The following is a 17,772-nucleotide window of genomic DNA, read 5'->3' as shown; positions in this document are numbered from 1 at the left end:
CCACCAGCACGGCCGCGGAGGGCGGGCGCCGCGCCGGACGCGGTGGACCGGTGGAGGCGCCACCGGGGCGGGGACGCGCGCGAGGCCGCCACCCCCGGCGGGGTGACGGCCTCGGTGGCGCGCGGCGGCGCGCGGCTACGCGGTGCGGGTGTGGAACCGGAGCTGCGCGCGCTCCAGGCCCTCGGTGACGAGCATCTCCACGGCGTCCGCCGCGTCGTCCAGCAGCAGCGGCAGCTCCTTGAGCTCCGGCTTGGCGAAGTCGCGCAGCACGAAGTCGGCCGCGTCCATCCGCCCCGGCGGCCGGCCGACGCCGACGCGCACCCGCAGGTAGTCCTTGGTGCCGAGCGCCTTGGTGGTGTCGCGCAGGCCGTTGTGGCCGCCCTCGCCGCCGCCGATCTTCAGCTTGATCTCCCCGAACGGGATGTCGAGCTCGTCGTGCACCATGATCACGCGCTCGGGCGGCACGTCGTAGTACCGCGCCAGGGCGGCGACGGGGCCGCCGGACGTGTTCATGTAGGTGGTCGGCTTCGCGAGCACCGCGCGGGGGCCCGGGGCGCCGCCGGGCAGCGTGCCGATCCGCACCTCCGCGGTGGCCGCCTGCGGACGCCGGGAGAGCACGCCACCCTTCGAGCCGAACGACGCCTGCCCGCGGCGCGCGAGCTCGTCGAGCACCATCTGCCCGACGTTGTGCCGGTTCCCGGCGTACTGCGGCCCGGGGTTCCCGAGCCCGACCACCAGCCAGACGTCGCTCATCGCGGCGCCACTCCCTCCGTCGTCCGTCACCAGGAACGCCGGACGCCCGGCACCGTCACGGTACCGGGCGTCCCGACGCGGTCGGCGCGCTGCACGCGCGCCGGGTGGGTCACTCCGCGGCAGCGGCCTCGGCGGCCTCGGCCTCGTCGGCGGCGCGGTCCTCGGCGGAGACGGTCGGGACCGTGACGGTCACGACGACCTGCTCGGCGTCGCCCTCGAGCACGGAGCCCTTCGGCAGGGTCAGCGCGCCGGCGGTGAGCGCGGTGCCGGCCTCGAGGCCCTCGATGGAGACCTCGACGTGGGCCGGCAGGTGCGTGGCCTCGGCCTCGAGGGTCAGCGTCTGGGTCTCGACGATGTGGATGGTGCCGGGGGCCGACTCGCCGACGACGGTCACGGGGACCTCGACCTGGACCTTCTCGCCACGGCGGACGATCAGCAGGTCGACGTGCTCGATGATGTTCTTGACCGGGTCGCGCTGGACGTCCTTGGCGAGGGCCAGGACCGGCTTGCCGTCGAGCTCGATCTCGAACAGCGCGTTCGCGGCGCCCTTGACCGCGAGCATGGTCTCGTGGCCCGGGAGGGCGACGTGGACCGGCTCGGTGCCGTGCCCGTACAGGACGGCCGGGATCTGGTGGGCGCGGCGCAGGCGGCGGGCGGCGCCCTTGCCGAACTCGGTACGGGCGGTGGCGGCGAGCTTGATCTCGGACACGGTGACTCCTGGGGCGCTGAGAAGGGCGATGGCGAGCGGTGGTGGCCTCGACGCGGGGCGCTGGACGGGCACGCGGAGGCGTTCCACCCTGTCGATCACGGACCGGATGGACCCGGGTCTCTCCGGTGACCGTCCGACATCCCTCGCCGAGGCAACTGGTCGATCCTACCCGGGCCCGCGCCCCGCACGAAACCGGGCCGCCGGCCACGCAGCCGGCCCCGGGACCCGCCGAGGCCCGCTCCCCCGGCGTGGGGCGAGCGGGCCTCGGGCGGGCGCGCGGCGACGGGCGCCGCGCGCGGGGGTCAGGACTGGCCGTCGAACAGGCTGGTCACCGAGCCGTCGTCGAACACCTCGCGGATCGCGCGGGCGATGAGCGGCGCGATCGACAGCACGGTGAGGCCCTCGAACCGGCGCTCCTCCGGGATCGGCAGCGTGTCCGTGATGATGACCTCGCGCGCGCCCGACTGCTGCAGGCGGTCGATCGCCGGGTCGGACAGCACGCCGTGGGTCGCCGCGACGATGACGTCCTTGGCGCCGGCCTCGTGCAGCACGCGCACCGCGCCGGCGATCGTGCCGGCGGTGTCGATGAGGTCGTCGACCAGCACGCAGGTACGGCCCTCGACGTCGCCGACGACGCGGTTGGCGACCGTCTTGTTGGGCTGCCGGATGTCGCGCGACTTGTGCACGAACGCCAGCGGGCCGCCGCCGAGCTTCTGCGCCCACAGCTCGGCGACGCGGATGCGGCCGGCGTCCGGGGACACGACGGTGACGTTCTGCACGTCGACGCGGGTCCGCACGTACTCGGTGAGGATCGGCATGGCCCACAGGTGGTCGACCGGGCCGTCGAAGAAGCCCTGGATCTGCGCGGCGTGCAGGTCGACGCTCATCAGGCGGTCGGCGCCGGCGGTCTTGAACAGGTCCGCCATGAGGCGGGCCGAGATCGGCTCGCGGCCGCGGTGCTTCTTGTCCTGCCGCGCGTAGCCGTAGAACGGCGCGATCACGGTGATGGTCTTGGCGGAGGCGCGCTTGAGCGCGTCGACCATGAGGAACTGCTCCATCAGCCACTGGTTGATGGGCGCCGCGTGGCTCTGCAGCACGAACACGTCCGCGCCGCGCACCGACTCGGCGAACCGGACGTAGATCTCGCCGTTCGCGAAGTCGTACGCCGTGGTGGGCAGGAGGTCGATGTCGAGGCTCTTGGCCACGGCGGCGGCGAGCTCGGGGTGGGCGCGGCCCGAAACCAGGACGAGCCGCTTCTCACCGTCCTGCGAGACGATCCCGGTCATCGTGCGGTGTCCTCCGTGCTGGGCTGGGCGTCGGGCAGCGGGGCCGGGTGGTCCGGCAGGGTGGGGGGTGGCGTGCGGTGCACGCCGGCGCCGGCGCTCGCCTGGCCGGCGCGCTCGCGCTCGGCACGGGCCTGCGGCGACAGCTCGGCGTCCTCGCCGCGGGCGCGGGCGGCGGCCTCGGCGGCCGGGGTGCCCGGGCGGGACCGCGCGACCCAGCCCTCGATGTTGCGCTGGGCGCCGGCGCTGACCGCGAGGGCCCCGGCGGGCACGTCGTGCCGGATCACGCTGCCGGCACCGGTGTACGCGCCGTCGCCGACCTCGACCGGGGCGACGAACATGTTGTCCGAGCCGGTCCGGGCGTAGGAGCCGATCGTGGTGCGGTGCTTGCGCACGCCGTCGTAGTTGACGAAGACGGACGCGGCGCCGATGTTCGTCTCGACGCCGATCGTGGCGTCGCCGACGTAGGACAGGTGCGGCACCTTGGACCCGGCGCCGATCTCGGCGTTCTTGGTCTCGACGAACGTGCCGATCTTGCCGCGCTCGCCGAGCACCGTGCCGGGGCGCAGGTAGGCGAACGGCCCGACCGTGGCGTCCTCGCCGACCACGGCCAGCGAGCCGTGCGTGCGGACCACCGTGGCACGGGCGTGCACCTCGACGTCCTGCAGCGTGGTGTCCGGGCCGACCGTGGCGCCGGTGGCCACCGACGTCGCGCCGAGCAGCTGGGTCCCGGGGAGCAGCGTCACGTCCTGCGCGAGCTCGACGTCGACGTCGACCCAGGTCGTGGCCGGGTCGACGACCGTCACGCCGGCGCGCATCCAGCCGTCGAGGACCCGGCGGTTGAGCTCCGCGCGCAGCACGGCGAGCTGCGCGCGGTCGTTGACGCCCTCGACGAGGACCGGGTCGTCGGTGCGCAGCGCGCGCACCCGGCCGCCGTCGCCGCGGGCGATCGCGAGCACGTCGGTCAGGTAGACCTCGCCCTGCGCGTTGTCGCGGCCGAGCCGGCCGAACGCGCCGCGCAGCACGGCGGCGTCGAAGACGTAGACCGAGGAGTTGATCTCGGTGACCGCGCGCTGGGCGTCGGTGGCGTCCTTCTCCTCGACGATCCCGAGCACGTCGCCCGCGTCGGGGGCGTCCGGGCCGGCGCGCAGGATGCGGCCGTAGCCCGTCGGGTCCGCGACCTCGGTCGTCAGCACGGTCACCGCGTTGCCGTCGGCGGCGTGCGCGGCGAGCAGCTCGCCGAGCGTCTCGCCGTCGAGGAGCGGGATGTCGCCCGCGAGCACCACGACGGGGCCCTCGACGAGCACGCCGGAGGCGCTGCCGGGCTCGCCCGGGCCGTCGTCGGCCGACGCGGCCTCGGCCTGCGCGGCGGCGTCCAGCACGGACAGCGCGCACTGCACGGCTCGGCCGGTGCCGGGGACGTCGTCCTGGTCGGCCACGAGCACCTGCGGCATGACCTCGCGGGCGTGGGCCGCGACGGCCTCGCGCTCGTGCCGGACGACGACCGCGGTGCGCCGCGGCTCGAGCGCCTGGGCGGCCGCGAGCGCGTGCCCGAGCATCGAGCGGCCCGCGAGGGTGTGCAGGACCTTCGGTGTGGCGGATCGCATCCGCGTTCCCTCGCCTGCGGCGAGGACGATGACCGCGGCGGGGCGGGGGGTGGTCACCTGTGGGTGCTCCCTGTGAGAGGTCTGCCCGCGCACCCTAGGGGCGAGCCGGGCGGGGACGTCGTGCGCTGACGCACTCTACCGCCGCCGGGCAGCCCGCCGTCGCGGGTCCGGTCCGGCAGCACCATCATGGGACCGGCGCGGGCGCCGGCCGGGTGCCCGCCGGTCCCGCGAGGAGAGCCGCCATGACGGACGCGACCGCCCCAGGCGCCGCACGGCCCCGTGTCGTGCAGACGGTGCTGGACACCACCGATCCGCGCGGGCTCGCGGAGTTCTACCGCGAGCTGCTGGGCATGTCCTACCGCCCGGGGGACGAGCCGCCCGCACCCGGGGAGCCGGACCCGCAGGGCGACGACTGGCTGGTGCTGCGCGGCGAGGGGCTGTGGCCGCTGGCGTTCCAGAAGGTGCCGCAGATCACGCCGCCGACGTGGCCGGAGCCCGCGGTGCCGCAGCAGCTGCACCTGGACATGACGGTGCCCGACGGCGCGACGCTGGACGCGCAGCGGGACCGGGCGGAGGCGCTGGGGGCCCGCCTCCTGCTCGACCGCCGCGACGACCCGGACGAGCCGCTCTACGTGCTCGCCGACCCGGCGGGCCACCCGTTCTGCATCTTCGTGGGGTGACCCGGGCGTTTGACGCCGCGCCCGCCGCCGCCGTACAACTGACGCCACCAGGGTTGTTACTGAGCGGTTCAGGCAAGACCTGAGGCACCGGCGAGCGTCGGAGGCCTCAGGTCTTTTTTGTTGCCCTGGCGCGCCGTCCGACGCAGGTCGGCGCGACGAGAAGGGAAGTCCCCCATGCCTCGACGTCGAGCACGAGTCGCCACCGCCACCGGCCTGCACGCCCGCCCGGCGTCGCTGGTGACGCGCAAGGCCGCCGAGGGCGGCCACCCCGTCCTGATCAGCCGCGAGGGCGAGCCCGGCGTGGACGCCTCGAGCATCCTGTCGGTCATGGGCCTGCGCCTGCAGCACGGCGACCAGGTCGAGCTGAGCTCCACCGCCGACGACGCCGAGGCGCTGCTGGACGAGCTGGCCGCCCTGCTGGAGAGCGACCTGGACCTGGTGGAGCAGGCGTGACCACCGTCGACGCATCCCCCGCGGGGGCTCCCGCCGCCGGCACCGTGCTCGCCGGGATCGGCGTGGGGCGCGGCGTCGCGCTGGCCCCCGTCGCCCTGGTCGCCGCCCCGCCCGCGGTCCCGGCCGACGAGCCCGCGCCCGCCGACCCGGCCGCCGCCGAGGCCCGCCTGCGCGCGGTGCTCGCCGAGGTCGGCGACGACCTGCGCGCCCGGTCCGCCGCGACCGGCAACGCCGACCTGCAGAACATGCTCGAGGCCGCCGCCACCATGGCCGGCGACCCCGCGCTCGCCGCCGAGGCCGTCCGGCTGGTGCACGCCGGCACCGGCCCGGCCACCGCGCTGGACCAGGCCGTCGAGGGCTTCGCCGCCGTGTTCACCGCCGCCGGCGGCGACCTCGCCGAGCGGGCCACCGACCTGCGCAGCGTCCGGCACCGCGCCGTCGCCCGGCTGCTCGGCGTGCCGGAGCCCGGCCTGGCGACGCTAGACGCCCCGGCCGTCGTGGTCGCGGACGACCTGTCCCCCGCCGACACCGCGGCGCTCGACCTGTCGAAGGTCGCCGCGATCGTCACCGAGCTCGGCGGCCCGACCAGCCACACCGCGATCGTCGCCGGCCAGCTGGGCCTGCCGTGCGTGGTCCGGGTCGCCGGCGCCACCGCCCTGGCCGCCGGCACGCCGGTCCTCGTCGACGCCGCGGCCGGCACCGTCGAGGTGTCGCCGTCCGCCGAGGCCGCCGACCGCGTGGCCCGCCGCGCCAAGGACGAGGCCGTCGTGGCCGCCGTCACCGGGCCGGGCGCCACCGCCGACGGCCACGAGGTCCCGCTGCTGGCCAACGTCGGCACCCCCGACGACGCCCGCGCGGCCGCGCCGCGCACCGAGGGCGTGGGCCTGTTCCGCACCGAGGTGCTGTTCCTCGACGCGCGCACCGAGCCCGCCGTCGCCGACCAGACCGCCGCCTACGCCGAGGCCGTCGAGGCGTACGCGGGCCGCAAGGTCGTCATCCGCACGCTCGACGCCGGCGCCGACAAGCCGCTGGCGTTCGCCACCCAGGCCGACGAGGAGAACCCGGCGCTCGGCGTCCGCGGCTACCGGCTGGTCCGGTCGCTGCCGGGCATCGTCACCCGGCAGCTCGCGGCGCTGGGCGCGGCCGTCCGCGCGCTGCCCGCCGAGCGGCAGGCCGACGTCTGGGTCATGGCCCCGATGATCGCGACCCCCGCCGAGGCCCGGGCGTTCGCGTCGGCCGCACGCGAGGTGGGCATCGTCAAGGTCGGCGTCATGGTCGAGGTCCCCGCGGCCGCGCTGCTCGCCGAGGCGATCCTGGCCGAGGTCGACTTCGTGTCCCTGGGCACCAACGACCTCGCGCAGTACACGATGGCCGCCGACCGGCTGCGCGGCGAGCTCGCCGACCTGCTGGACCCGTGGCAGCCGGCCGTGCTGTCGCTCGTCGCCGCGACGGCCTCGGCGGGCGTGCGCGTCGGCAAGCCCGTCGGCGTCTGCGGCGAGTCGGCCTCCGACCCGCTGATGGCGCTCGTGCTCGCCGGCCTCGGCATCACCAGCCTGTCGATGGCGGCGGGCCGGGTGCCGGCCGCGCGCTACGCGCTGCGCTCGCTGACGCTGGACGCGTGCCGCGCACTGGCCGCGGCCGCTCTGGCCGCGCCGGACGCGGCGTCGGCCCGGGCCGCGGTGCGCGCCGGGCTGGACGGCGACGTGGCGCGGGTCCTCCTCGGCGAGGGCTGACCGACCCCGCCGGGCGGGCTCCTACGCAGGCCCGCCCGGCGGCTCACCCGACCCCCGGCTACCCGAGGGCCAGGTGCACCGCGGCGAAGCCGGCCGCGCCGACGACCGTCGCGGCCGGGAGCCAGCGCAGCAGCGCGACCGTCTGCCCGCCCACCCGGCCGAGCAGCACCACCAGCAGGGCCGCCACCACCGCGAACACCGCCGCGTCGTCGCCGTACCGCAGCACGACCGCGTACGTCACGACCGCCTCGGCCAGCCAGCACCCGACGAGCAGCGCCGGGCCGAGCCCGCGCCACGTCCCCGTCGCCGTCCGCCAGAGCCGCCCGGCCCAGCCGAACACCGGCCCGCCGAGGACGCCCGCGACCACCCACACGGCGACCGACGACGCACTGACGGCGAACCCCCGCAGGTCGGCGACCAGGTAGTACCCGGCGACCTCGCCGGCGCAGGCGAGCAGGCCGGCGAGGGCCGCGACCCACCCGCGCCGGGCGAGCGCGCCCACCAGGAACGAGGCGACCAGCCAGGGGCTGACGGCGTTCGCCAGCCCGGCGAACGCCGTCCCGCCCAGCAGCGTCTGGCCGACCGAGGTCAGCGCCCCGACCGCGAGGCCGGCACCGACGGCGACGGCGAGGACGGCGGGGGCGGGTAGCCCGGACGCGGCAGGTCGGCCGGCGGTGGCCGGCGCGACGCCTGCGTCCGTCACGGGCGCGGCGGGCGCAGGGTGCGGGGCGGGGACGGCGGTGCTCACGGTGCCCATCCGACCGCGTGCGGCCCTCGGCCGTCGTCCCCCCGGGGCCGGACCGCGCCGCGGCGCCCGTCCACCCGGGGTCGGGCCTCGCCGCGCCGCGGCCTACGCCTTCCCGCGCGCCCGCCCGCCATCGCGGGAGGACCCGCAGGAAACCGTCGGCGCCACGACCGGCCGCCCGCAGGAGGGCGGCGCGGCCTCACCCGGCGGCCGGCGCCAGCTCCCCCGAGACCACCAGGTCCGCCCGGTCGCGCGTCGACTCGATGAGCACCGCGTTCCGCCCGTCGACCTCCGTCGCCCACGCCGTCGCCGCCTCGACCGTCCGGCCGTGCCGGGTGTGCCGGTCGACCAGCCGCCGCTCCCGCTCGCCGCCCGGCGTCGCGCAGAACCACGCGTCGTCCAGCGCGTCCCGGACCTGCGCCCACGGGCCCTCGTCGACCAGCAGGTAGTTCCCCTCGACGACGACGACCGCGTGGTGCGGCTCGACCGCGAGCTCGGCCGCGACCGGCTCGTCGACCTCCCGCCGGAAGCTCGGCACGTACACGGTGTGGTCGGTCTCGGCGTGCACCCGGCGCAGCAGGGCGAGGAACCCCCAGCCGTCGAAGGTGTCCAGCGCGCCCTTGCGGTCGTGCCGGCCGAGCCGGTCGAGCGTGTCGTTGGCCAGGTGGAACCCGTCCATCGGCAGGTGCACCGCGTCCGGGCCGAGCGCCTCGACGAGCCGGAGCGCGAGCGTCGTCTTGCCGGCCCCGGGGCTGCCCGCGATGCCGACGACGACCCGCCGGCCGGTGCGGTCGGCGAGCTCGCGCACCCGGGCCGCGAGCGCCCCGAGGTCCGCGACCGGGGCGGCCGCGCCCTCAGGCGGCACGGTTGGCCTCGAGCAGGCTCGTCATGTGCCGGTGCGCGTGCGCCGCCAGCGCGGGGCCGTCGCTCCACAGGTTCCGCCAGATCGCCAGGTCGTTCGACAGCGTCGGCGAGACCACCGCGGAGGAGAACGACTCGAACGTGATCGGCCCGGTGTAGTCGACGGCCGCGAGCGCGTGGAAGAACCCGGTGAGGTCGAGGTGCCCGCTGCCCAGGTAGCCGCGGTGGTTCTCCCCGATGTGCACGTAGCCGAGCCGGTCGCCGACCAGCAGCACCGGCCGCACGAGGTCGGACTCCTCGATGTTCATGTGGTACGTGTCGAGGTGGATCAGCACGTTGTCCTGGCCGATGTCGTCGGCCAGCCGCAGCGCGTCCGCGGCGGTGTTGATGACGTTGGTCTCGTAGCGGTTGCAGATCTCGAGGCCGAGCGTCATCCCGCGGCCCGCGGCCTCGGCCGCGAGGTCGGTCAGCGTGGCGACGACGTTCGCGCGCCCGGCCGTCGACAGCGGCCGGCCGTACTTGCCGAGCGCGCTGTACAGCGCCCCGGTGAAGTGGGTGCCGCCGAGCTCGTGCGTGATCCGCAGCGAGTCCTGCAGCAGCGCCGCGCCCCGCTCGACGACCGCGGGGTCGTCGCTGGACACGTCGGCGTCGAACGCGAGGCCGCGGGAGCAGACGATGCCGAGGCCGGCGGCCTCCAGCTCGGCGCGCGCGGCGGCCACGTCGAGGGCCGGCGAGTCGTGCAGCGACAGCTCGAGGAGGTCGTAGCCCGCCTCGCGGGTCTGCCGGATGATCTGGGTCATCTCCGCGGGCGAGGTGCCGCCGGCGAAGACGAGGGCGTGGACGCCGAGCAGGTTGGTCATGGCATTCCGTTCGTCAGTGGGTGGTCGGGTGGTCGGTGGGGTCAGGCGGGCACGGGTGCCGGGGCGGCGAGCGACAGCGCGGCGGCCGCGAGCTGCGCGCGCAGGAACCGGACCGAGGTCTCCGCGACCTCGTCGGGGTCCGTCCACTGCGCGCGCCAGAGCCCGATGTCGACGGCCGACGCGGGCCCGACGACGTCGCGCGCGAACGACTCCACGGTGATCGGCCCGGCGTACCCGGCGGCGAGCAGCGCCCGCAGCAGCCGGGGCCAGTCGAGCGTGCCGGTGCCGAGCGCTCCCCGGTGGTTCTCGGAGGCGTGCACGTAGCCGAGCCGGTACCCGGCCACGGCGACCGGGGCGACGACGTCGGCCTCCTCGAGCGCGGCGTGGAAGGTGTCGAGGTGCACGACGACGTTGTCCGCGCCGACGTCCTCGACGAACGCGAGCGCCTGGGCGGCGGTGTTGAGCAGGTTCGACTCGTACCGGTTCACGTACTCGACGCCGAGGGTCACCCCGTGCCCGGCAGCGTCGCGGGCGACGTCGCGCAGGGTGGCGACGGCGCTCGCGCGGCCGGTGGCGGTCGGCGGCTCGAGGTACCGGCGCATCGCCGAGTGCGTCACGCCGCCGACGTAGGTCGACCCGATCGCCGCGGCGAACGCGACGGCCTCGGCCAGCCGGTGCCGGCCCCGCGCGACCACGGCCGGGTCCGGCGACGTGATGTCGTCGTCCGGGCCGAGCGCGAGGGACACGGCGGGGGCGATCCCGTGCCGGTCGAGCGCCGCGCCGGTGTCCCGCCAGTCGAGCACCGACCGGTCGACGGCGGGGACCTCGATCAGGTCGTACCCCGCTCGGGCGGCGGCCCCGATCGTGCGGTCCGCCTGCTGCGGCGCCCAGCCGAAGCCCCAGAGCCCGGCGTGCACCCCGAGGGGCGGCAGCCCGCCCGCGTCCGCCGCGCTCACGCGGCCTTCGCCCCGGTGATGAGCGCGACCAGCTCGTCGCCCGAGGTCTGGTCCGCGCGCCGCTCGGCGACGGCCAGCCCGGCCCGCATCACCCACACGTGCTGGGCGAGCCGGAGGACCTGGTCGAAGTTGTGGCTGATGAGCAGCACCGCGACGCCGGAGTCCTGCAGCTTGCGGATGACCGCCTCGACGCGCGCGGTCTCCTGCACGCCGAGCGCCGCGGTCGGCTCGTCCATGATGACGATCGAGCTGCCCCAGCCGGCGGCGCGGGCGATCGCGACCGCCTGCCGCTGCCCGCCGGACAGCCGGCGCACGCGCGAGGTCACCGGCGGGACGTTCACGGCGAGACCGCCGAGCAGCGTCTCGGCCTTGGCCCGCATGGCCGCGCGGTCGAGGAACCGGACCGGGCCCACGCCCTTGGTGATCTCCCGCCCGACGAAGAAGTTCTGCCAGACGGTCAGGTCCTCCACGAGCGCGAGGTTCTGCTGCACGGTCTCGATGCCGTGCGCCCGGGCGTCGAGCGGCGAGTCCAGCTGGACCCGCTCGCCGCCGAGGGTGATGGTGCCGCCGTCCGGCCGGTGGATGCCCGACAGGCAGCGCACCAGGGTGGACTTGCCGGCGCCGTTGTCGCCGATGAGCGCGGTGACCTCGCCCCGGCGCATCGTGATCGAGGCGCCCTTGAGGGCGTGCACGCCGCCGAACGACTTGGTGATGTTCTCCGCGGTCAGGACCAGGTCGACGCCCTGGTCGGTCACGGGCACGGTGGTGGTCATCGCTTCTGGAACCTCGTGAGCAGGGCCGCGAGGACGACGACGAGTCCCACGGCGAGCGGCTGGTAGAACTGCGAGACGGCGAGCAGCGTGAGCCCGTTGGTCAGGGCGGTGAGCAGCAGGGCGCCGAGGATCGGGCCGACGATCTTGGCCCGGCCGCCGGAGAGGCTGACCCCGCCGAGGACGACCGCGGCGATCGAGTTGAGCAGGTAGTTCGTGTTGATCGCCGGCTCGGCCGCGCCGATCCGCGCGACCAGCAGCAGGGACGCCATGCCGGCCAGCGCGGCCGCCCAGACGTACACGGCGATCCGGACCCGCGGCGCCTTGACGCCGTTGGCGACCGACGCCTCCTCGCTGCCGCCGACGGCCTGCACGTGCAGGCCGTACCGGGTGCGGAACATGACCACCCAGGCCAGCACGCCGACGACCAGCGCCACGACGAACGGGTAGCCGACGAAGCCGATCTTCCCCGTGGTGAGCCGGAGCAGCTCCGGGCTGAACACGCTGATCGGCTTGCCGTCCGTGAGGATCAGCGCGGCGCCGGTGGCCACGCCCAGCGTGCCGAGCGTCGCGATGAAGTCGGTGACCTTGCCCTTCGCGATCAGCAGGCCGTTCGCGAGGCCGATGACGGTCGCCGACAGCACGCCCACGACCGCGGCGGGCCAGAACGGCAGCCCGGCCCGGAACGCGAGGCCGAAGCCGACCGCGCCGATCGTCATGGTCGCCGAGATCGACAGGTCGATGCCGCCGGTCGTGATGACGAACGACTGGGCCACGGCGAGGATCACCAGGATCGCGCCGGCGACCAGCATCGCCTGGATGTTGCCGAGGGTGAGGAACGTCGGGCTGAGGATGCTGAACACGACGACCAGCACGACCAGGCCGATCGGGGCGGCGTTCTCCGCCCAGAAGCTCAGGTGCCGCGCCTCGGCGAGCGCGCTGACCGCGCGGCGCGTGGGAGGGGGTGCCGACGTCGTCGGCGTTGCGGTGGTGGTCACGAGGACTCTCTCCGGTCGGCGCCGCGGGTGGCGGCGCGGGACGGGCGGGCTGCGGGGGTGGAGCGCGCGGGGCGACGCGGCGCAGGGGGTCGGCGCCGCCCCGCGCGGATCAGGGCAGGAGGTCGGTCAGGGGGTTGTCGAACTCCTGGAACGGCTGCGGGAACGCGTCGAGCGCCTGCTGCGCCGTGCTCGCGTCCACGAGGGCCGTGGGCGACTCGATCTCGGCGGGCAGGTCGGTGCCCGCGGTCGCGACCTCGCAGGCCTGCACGCCGAGCGAGCCGATCGCGTAGGGGTACTGCGCCACGGTGGCGCTCAGCCCGCCGTCGAGCACGGACTGCAGCGCGTCCTGGTTGCCGTCGACGCTCACCACGGTGATCTCGCCGGTGCGGCCCGCGTTCTCGACGGCCTTGACGATGCCGAGGCCCATGTCGTCGTTCGCGGCGAAGAAGGCCGTGATGTCGGGGTTCGCGGCGATGATGTCGGTCGCCTTGGTGAGGGCCACGTCGCGCTTCCAGTCGGCGGCCTCCTCCTGGACCACGTCGACCGTGTCGCCCACGGCGGCCTTGAAGCCGTCGACGCGCGCGGCGCTGGTCACGTCGCCGGAGACGCCGCCGATGATGGCGACCTTCGAGCCGGCGGCGACCTTGCTCACCACGAAGTCGCCGGCCTTGCCGCCCGCGGCCTCGTTGTCGGTGCCGATGTAGGTGGCGATGTCGAGGTTCGCGGCCGACGCGGCGTCGGCGTCGATGGGGTTGTCGATGTTGACGACCGGGGTGCCGGCGGCGCCGACGGGGACGAGCGCCTGGACCAGGTTGGTGCCGCTGATCGGGTTGACGACGAAGCAGCCGAAGTCCTGGCCGGCGAGGGCGGAGAGCTTGTCGGCCTGGCCGGTGGTGTCGCCGATGTCGGCCGCGGCCTGCACGGTCACGTCGACGCCGTCGGTCTGCGCGGTCTCCTCGATGCCCTGCTGCATGGCCTGGAAGAACGGGTTGTCGAGGCCCTTGATGACGGCGGCGACCTTCTCGCCGCCACCGCCGGACGCGGTGGTCGAGCCGCCGCCGGAGCTCCCGCCGTCGGAGCAGGCGGCCAGCGCGAGGGCGACGGTCGCGGCGGCCGCGGCGGCGACGAGTGCGGTCCGGGACTTCGAGGGTGCGTGGGACATGGCGATCCTTGGCCTCCAGGGGCACCACCGTGTGCCCGCATCTCCGAAACTACGACCCCTTTTGACTGACGTCAACCCAAAAGTCCCGCCACTTCTCGGCGGAGTTCGCGGTAACGTGGGCCTCGACCCGACGCGCACCCCAGGAGGCGAGCCGATGCCGCAGGTGACCGGCCACACGGCCGACGTGCTGGACCTGTTCCGCACGCTCGGCGCGCTGAGCCGCATGGAGGTCATCGACCAGACCGGGCTGTCCCGGTCGACGGTGAACCAGCGCCTCGGCTCGCTCGAGCGCGCCGGCCTGATCCGGGAGATCGGCGGCGCGGAGTCCAGCGGCGGGCGGCCGTCCAGCCGGTTCGAGTTCGCCGCCGACCGCGCCCGGGTGCTCGCCGCCGACATCGGCGCGATGGGCTTCACGCTGGCGGTCTGCGACCTCGCCGGCCGTCCCGTCGCCGACCTGTCCCGGGACGTCGAGGTGTGGGCCGGGCCAGAGAAGGTGCTGGCCATGGTGCAGGAGGGCTTCGACGAGCTCGCCTCGCCGGACGACGTCTGGGCCGTCGCGGTCGGCGTGCCCGGGCCGGTGGAGTTCGCGGCGCACCGCGTGGTGAACCCGCCGATCATGACCGGCTGGGACGGCTTCGACATCGCCGCCGCCTTCCAGCCGCGGTACCGGGGCCCGGTCGTCGTCGAGAACGACGTCAACGCGCGGGCCGTCGCGGAGGCGCGGCTCACCGGCGCCGACAACCTCATCGGGCTCAAGGTCGGCACCGGCATCGGCGCCGGCCTGGTGTTCAACGGCAGCATCGTGCGCGGGGACAAGGGCGCGGCCGGCGACGTCGGGCACACCCGCGCCCTGCACACCGACCCCGAGCCCCGCCCCTGCCACTGCGGCAACCTCGACTGCCTGGAGACCTACGCCGCGGGCTGGGCGCTGGTCCGGCAGCTCGCGGACCTCGGGCGGGACGTGCGGCGCACCGGCGACGTCGTGGCGCTGGTCCAGCAGGGCGACATGGAGGCCGTACGGCTGGTGCGGGCGGCGGGCCGGGCGATCGGCGAGTCGGTGGCCGGCCTGGTCAGCGTCCTGAACCCGCGGCGGATCGCGCTGTCGGGGCAGCTGGCGCAGTGCGGCGAGGTGCTGCTGTCCGGCATCCGGGAGCGGATGTACCAGCAGACCCTGCCGCTGGCGACGCGCGACCTCGTGGTCGGGCCGTCGGACCTGGGCGAGCTCGCGGGGGTGACGGGGCTGGCGCTGATCGCGATCGACACGCTGCTGGCCCCGGACTCCCTGGAGGCGGTGCTCTCGGCGACGGTGTGACTCGGCGCGATCCCCACCCGATTCTCGCGTCGCCACCCTCGGGATCAGGTGACAGCGCGCGAATCGGGTGGGGATCAGGGTGGGCCCGGCCCCGCCCCGGGCCTCACCCAGCCCGGGCCGCCAGCCCCCCGGCCGACGGCCGCGTCGCGCGGACCGCCGCCGCGACCGGCAGCGTCAGCCCGATCAGGGCCACGACCGCCAGCAGCCCGCCCAGCACCACCGGGTCGAGCACCGGCACCGGCACCCCGAGCAGCCCCTGCCCGACGCCGAGCAGCGCGGGCAGCACCGCGGCCAGCCCCACCGCGACGGCGGTGCCGGTGATCAGCGCCGACTCGGCCGCGACCATCCGGATCAGCTGCGCCCGCGTCGCGCCCGTGCGGCGCAGCAGCGCGAGCTCCGCCCGCCGGGTCCCGACCAGCCCCACCAGCGTGGTGCCGGCCGCCACCGCGACGAACGCCAGCAGCGCCAGGAGCAGCGCGGTGGACAGCCCCTGCTCCCCCGCGGCCGCGTCGCGCACGGACGCGGCGTACCCCGCGGGGTCGGTGACGTCGAGCCCGGTCGCCGCGACGGCAGCGCGCACGTCCCCGGCCGCGGCCGGGTCGTCGGCGCGGACGAGCAGCACACCGCCCTCGGCCCCCGCGGCGACGGTGGTCCCGGACCCGATCAGGTAGTCGCCGAGCCCGAGCCCCCGCTCGTAGACGGCGACCACGGTCAGCTCCACGGCCTCGCCGCCGACCCGCACCTCGACCGGCCTGCCCAGCCCGGTGCTGCCGAGCGCGGCCTCGCTGCTCACCGCGATCGTCCCGTCCCGGCCGAGGTCGTCGAGCGAGCCGGACCGCACGTCGGGGTCGAGCAGCGTGGTCTCGGCGGGCACCGTGCGGAGCGTGGCCGGCTCCCAGGACAGCCCGTCGAGGAACGGCAGGTCCTCGTCCTCGGCGTCGGTCCGGACCTGGGCGGGCACGCCCGCGGTGACGCCCGCGGCGGCGACGCCCGGCAGGGCCGCGACCTCGGTGACCGCCGCCTCCGGCACCCCGGCGGACCCGGGGTCCTGCGCGACCACGTCCGCGACCACCCCGTCGCGCACCTGCTGCTCGGCCGCGTCCACGATCGCCGCGTTCGCCCCGGACTGCACGGTCCCGAGCGCGAGCAGCAGCGCGAGCGGCAGCACCGCCCCGGTCAGCCGCCGCGAGAACCCCCGGGCGTTGGTCAGCGCGAGCGTCGGCACGGCGCGCGACCCGCGGGTCAGCCGCAGCCCGCGCTCCGCGCCCCACCGGACCAGCAGCGGCCCGACCAGCGCGGCCGCGATGAGCAGCACGATCGCCGAGGTCGTGGCGGCCGCGGCGCCCGCGATGCCGGGCAGGGCGAACGGCACCAGCGCGGCGACCAGCCCCGCGACGACCAGCACCGCGGCCGTCACGGCACGCGCCCGCGGGATGCCCCGCGGCTCGACCGCCGCCTGCTGCACGGCGCTCGCCGGGCTCAGCCGCGCGCTCTCCCGGCCGGCCAGCCGCGCGCCGAGCAGCGCGGTGGGCACCAGCAGCGCCAGGGCACCCAGCACCGGCCACGGCGTCAGCGGCGGCGCGTACCCCGCGGGTGCGACCCCGCCGGACGCCAGCACCCCGGACAGCAGCGGCGCCAGCAGCAGCCCGGGCACCGCCCCGAGCGGCGCCGCGACCGCGAACACCAGCAGCACCTCCGCGGTCACCAGCTGCCGCACCTGGCCGGTCGTCGCGCCGACCGCCCGCAGCAGCGCGAACTCCCGCGCCCGCGGTCGGAGCGCCCCGGCGAACGTCGACGCCACGACGAGCAGCGCGATCAGCACCGCCGTCCCCGCGAACGACGACGCGACGGCGAGCAGCATCGACGCGGCGGGGTCGTCGGAGGCCCCGGCGGCGAGGCGGGTCCCGGCCTCCACCCAGACGCCCGTCGCGGTGAGCAGCGCCGCCGCGAGCGCCACGACCAGCGCGCTGCCGGCGAGGCTGCCGCGGTGCACGCGGACGGCGGACCGGGCCATGGCCCCGACGGCGCTCATCGGCCCAGCTCGATCATGCGGGCCGTGACCTGCTCGGTCGTCGGCGCGTCGAGGTGGCCGGCGATCAGGCCGTCGGCCAGGAACAGCACCCGGTCCGCCGCGGCGGCGACGTGCGCGTCGTGCGTCACCAGCACCAGCGTCTGCTGCAGGGTCTGCGCGGTCGAGCGCAGCACCTCCAGCACCTGGCCGCCGGTGTGCGAGTCGAGCGCGCCGGTCGGCTCGTCGGCGAACACCACCGCGGGCCGGGTGACCAGCGCCCGGGCGATCGCGACGCGCTGCGCCTGGCCGCCCGAGAGCTCGCCCGGCAGCCGGTCGTCCATGCCCTCGAGCCCCACGGCCGCCATGAGGTAGCGGCGCAGGTGCGCGTCGGGCTCCCGGCCCCCGAGCAGCAGCGGCAGCGCGATGTTCTCCGCCACGGTCAGGTGGCCCACCAGGTTGTACGCCTGGAACACGAAGCCGATCCGGTCCCGCCGCAGCCGGGTCACCGCGTCGGGCGACATCGCCGTGAGGTCGGACCCGCCGACCACGACCCGCCCGCTGGACGGCCGGTCCAGGCCCGCGGACACGTTGAGCAGCGTCGACTTCCCGGAGCCCGACGGCCCCATGACGGCCGTGAACGAGCCGGGTGCGAGCGCCAGGGAGACGCCCGCGAGCGCCGCGACCGTGCCGCGGCCGTTGGGGTAGGTGCGGTGGACCCGGTCCAGCAGCACGGCGGGCTCCGACGCGGTGTGCGGCGGGCTCGCGGGGCTGGTCGGGGTGGGTGCGGTGGCGCTCATGGCCGGTCTCCTCGTCTGGGGTTCTGCGTCCCCTCGACGCTAGGAATCCGGCACCCCCGCCCTCCAGCCGCCTGCGACGGAA

17 protein-coding genes are annotated in these 17,772 nt (G+C 76.1%); 4 read left to right on the top strand and 13 right to left on the bottom strand.

Annotated elements, in window-relative coordinates:
- Positions 1 to 135 precede the first annotated feature (135 nt).
- From pth to glmU, 4 genes are all read right to left on the bottom strand, one after another.
- A complete protein-coding gene (gene pth, locus FKM96_RS13915) occupies positions 136 to 753 on the bottom strand; it encodes an aminoacyl-tRNA hydrolase (protein WP_147795746.1) in 618 nt (205 codons plus the stop codon).
- Between the two features lie 109 nt (positions 754 to 862).
- Positions 863 to 1,462 carry a 50S ribosomal protein L25/general stress protein Ctc gene (locus tag FKM96_RS13910; RefSeq protein ID WP_147795745.1) on the bottom strand — a complete coding sequence of 200 codons (600 nt, stop codon included), beginning with the start codon at positions 1,460 to 1,462 and terminating at the stop codon, positions 863 to 865.
- 302 nt (positions 1,463 to 1,764) lie between these two features.
- Entirely contained in the window at positions 1,765 to 2,748 is a 984-nt protein-coding gene (locus tag FKM96_RS13905; protein ID WP_147795744.1) for a ribose-phosphate diphosphokinase, read from the bottom strand.
- Complete coding sequence (gene glmU / locus FKM96_RS13900) at positions 2,745 to 4,409, bottom strand: bifunctional UDP-N-acetylglucosamine diphosphorylase/glucosamine-1-phosphate N-acetyltransferase GlmU (RefSeq protein WP_147795743.1); 1,665 nt, start codon at positions 4,407 to 4,409, stop codon at positions 2,745 to 2,747. The genes FKM96_RS13905 and glmU overlap by 4 nt, the downstream gene beginning before the upstream one ends.
- A 185-nt stretch (positions 4,410 to 4,594) precedes the next feature.
- On the opposite strand from glmU, the gene FKM96_RS13895 reads away from it, so the two are divergent.
- From FKM96_RS13895 to ptsP, 3 genes are all read left to right on the top strand, one after another.
- Positions 4,595 to 5,032 (top strand): VOC family protein, encoded by a 438-nt coding sequence (locus FKM96_RS13895; RefSeq protein WP_168216991.1) that lies wholly within the window; start codon positions 4,595 to 4,597, stop codon positions 5,030 to 5,032.
- A 174-nt stretch (positions 5,033 to 5,206) separates the two neighbouring features.
- On the top strand, positions 5,207 to 5,485 hold the full coding sequence (locus FKM96_RS13890; RefSeq protein WP_147795741.1) for an HPr family phosphocarrier protein: 279 nt from the start codon (positions 5,207 to 5,209) through the stop codon (positions 5,483 to 5,485).
- On the top strand, positions 5,482 to 7,218 hold the full coding sequence (gene ptsP / locus FKM96_RS13885) for a phosphoenolpyruvate--protein phosphotransferase (RefSeq protein WP_246854977.1): 1,737 nt from the start codon (positions 5,482 to 5,484) through the stop codon (positions 7,216 to 7,218). Before FKM96_RS13890 ends, ptsP begins: the two co-directional genes overlap by 4 nt.
- Positions 7,219 to 7,276: 58 nt before the next feature.
- Here the strand turns inward: ptsP and FKM96_RS13880 are convergent, their stop codons facing one another.
- From FKM96_RS13880 to FKM96_RS13850, 7 genes are all read right to left on the bottom strand, one after another.
- Positions 7,277 to 7,966 carry a DUF6518 family protein gene (locus tag FKM96_RS13880; protein WP_147795740.1) on the bottom strand — a complete coding sequence of 230 codons (690 nt, stop codon included), beginning with the start codon at positions 7,964 to 7,966 and terminating at the stop codon, positions 7,277 to 7,279.
- 196 nt (positions 7,967 to 8,162) lie between these two features.
- Positions 8,163 to 8,828 (bottom strand): nucleoside/nucleotide kinase family protein, encoded by a 666-nt coding sequence (locus FKM96_RS13875; protein WP_147795739.1) that lies wholly within the window; start codon positions 8,826 to 8,828, stop codon positions 8,163 to 8,165.
- Positions 8,818 to 9,684 (bottom strand): sugar phosphate isomerase/epimerase, encoded by an 867-nt coding sequence (locus FKM96_RS13870; protein ID WP_147795738.1) that lies wholly within the window; start codon positions 9,682 to 9,684, stop codon positions 8,818 to 8,820. Before FKM96_RS13870 ends, FKM96_RS13875 begins: the two co-directional genes overlap by 11 nt.
- Positions 9,685 to 9,725: 41 nt before the next feature.
- On the bottom strand, positions 9,726 to 10,640 hold the full coding sequence (locus FKM96_RS13865) for a sugar phosphate isomerase/epimerase (RefSeq protein WP_168216990.1): 915 nt from the start codon (positions 10,638 to 10,640) through the stop codon (positions 9,726 to 9,728).
- Positions 10,637 to 11,413 carry an ATP-binding cassette domain-containing protein gene (locus FKM96_RS13860; protein ID WP_147795736.1) on the bottom strand — a complete coding sequence of 259 codons (777 nt, stop codon included), beginning with the start codon at positions 11,411 to 11,413 and terminating at the stop codon, positions 10,637 to 10,639. The genes FKM96_RS13865 and FKM96_RS13860 overlap by 4 nt, the downstream gene beginning before the upstream one ends.
- Positions 11,410 to 12,408 (bottom strand): ABC transporter permease, encoded by a 999-nt coding sequence (locus tag FKM96_RS13855; protein ID WP_147795735.1) that lies wholly within the window; start codon positions 12,406 to 12,408, stop codon positions 11,410 to 11,412. Before FKM96_RS13855 ends, FKM96_RS13860 begins: the two co-directional genes overlap by 4 nt.
- A 109-nt stretch (positions 12,409 to 12,517) precedes the next feature.
- Positions 12,518 to 13,570, bottom strand: coding sequence for a substrate-binding domain-containing protein (locus FKM96_RS13850; protein ID WP_147795734.1), 1,053 nt, complete (start codon positions 13,568 to 13,570; stop codon positions 12,518 to 12,520).
- A 154-nt stretch (positions 13,571 to 13,724) separates the two neighbouring features.
- Here FKM96_RS13850 and FKM96_RS13845 point away from each other — a divergent pair, with 154 nt between their 5' ends.
- The gene (locus FKM96_RS13845) at positions 13,725 to 14,882 is read left to right on the top strand and encodes an ROK family transcriptional regulator (protein ID WP_168216989.1); all 1,158 of its coding nucleotides are present in this window, start codon (positions 13,725 to 13,727) and stop codon (positions 14,880 to 14,882) included.
- 103 nt (positions 14,883 to 14,985) lie between these two features.
- On the opposite strand, the gene FKM96_RS13840 is transcribed toward FKM96_RS13845, so the two are convergent.
- Positions 14,986 to 16,914 carry an FtsX-like permease family protein gene (locus tag FKM96_RS13840; RefSeq protein WP_147795732.1) on the bottom strand — a complete coding sequence of 643 codons (1,929 nt, stop codon included), beginning with the start codon at positions 16,912 to 16,914 and terminating at the stop codon, positions 14,986 to 14,988.
- The gene (locus FKM96_RS13835; protein ID WP_147795731.1) at positions 16,911 to 17,690 is read right to left on the bottom strand and encodes an ABC transporter ATP-binding protein; all 780 of its coding nucleotides are present in this window, start codon (positions 17,688 to 17,690) and stop codon (positions 16,911 to 16,913) included. Before FKM96_RS13835 ends, FKM96_RS13840 begins: the two co-directional genes overlap by 4 nt.
- Positions 17,691 to 17,772: the final 82 nt, after the last annotated feature.

The sequence above is a fragment of the Cellulomonas sp. Y8 genome (genome assembly GCF_008033115.1).
Lineage (GTDB): Bacteria > Actinomycetota > Actinomycetes > Actinomycetales > Cellulomonadaceae > Cellulomonas.
Note: the sequence above shows the minus strand (reverse complement) of the source record. Positions and strands in the feature narration are given on the sequence as shown.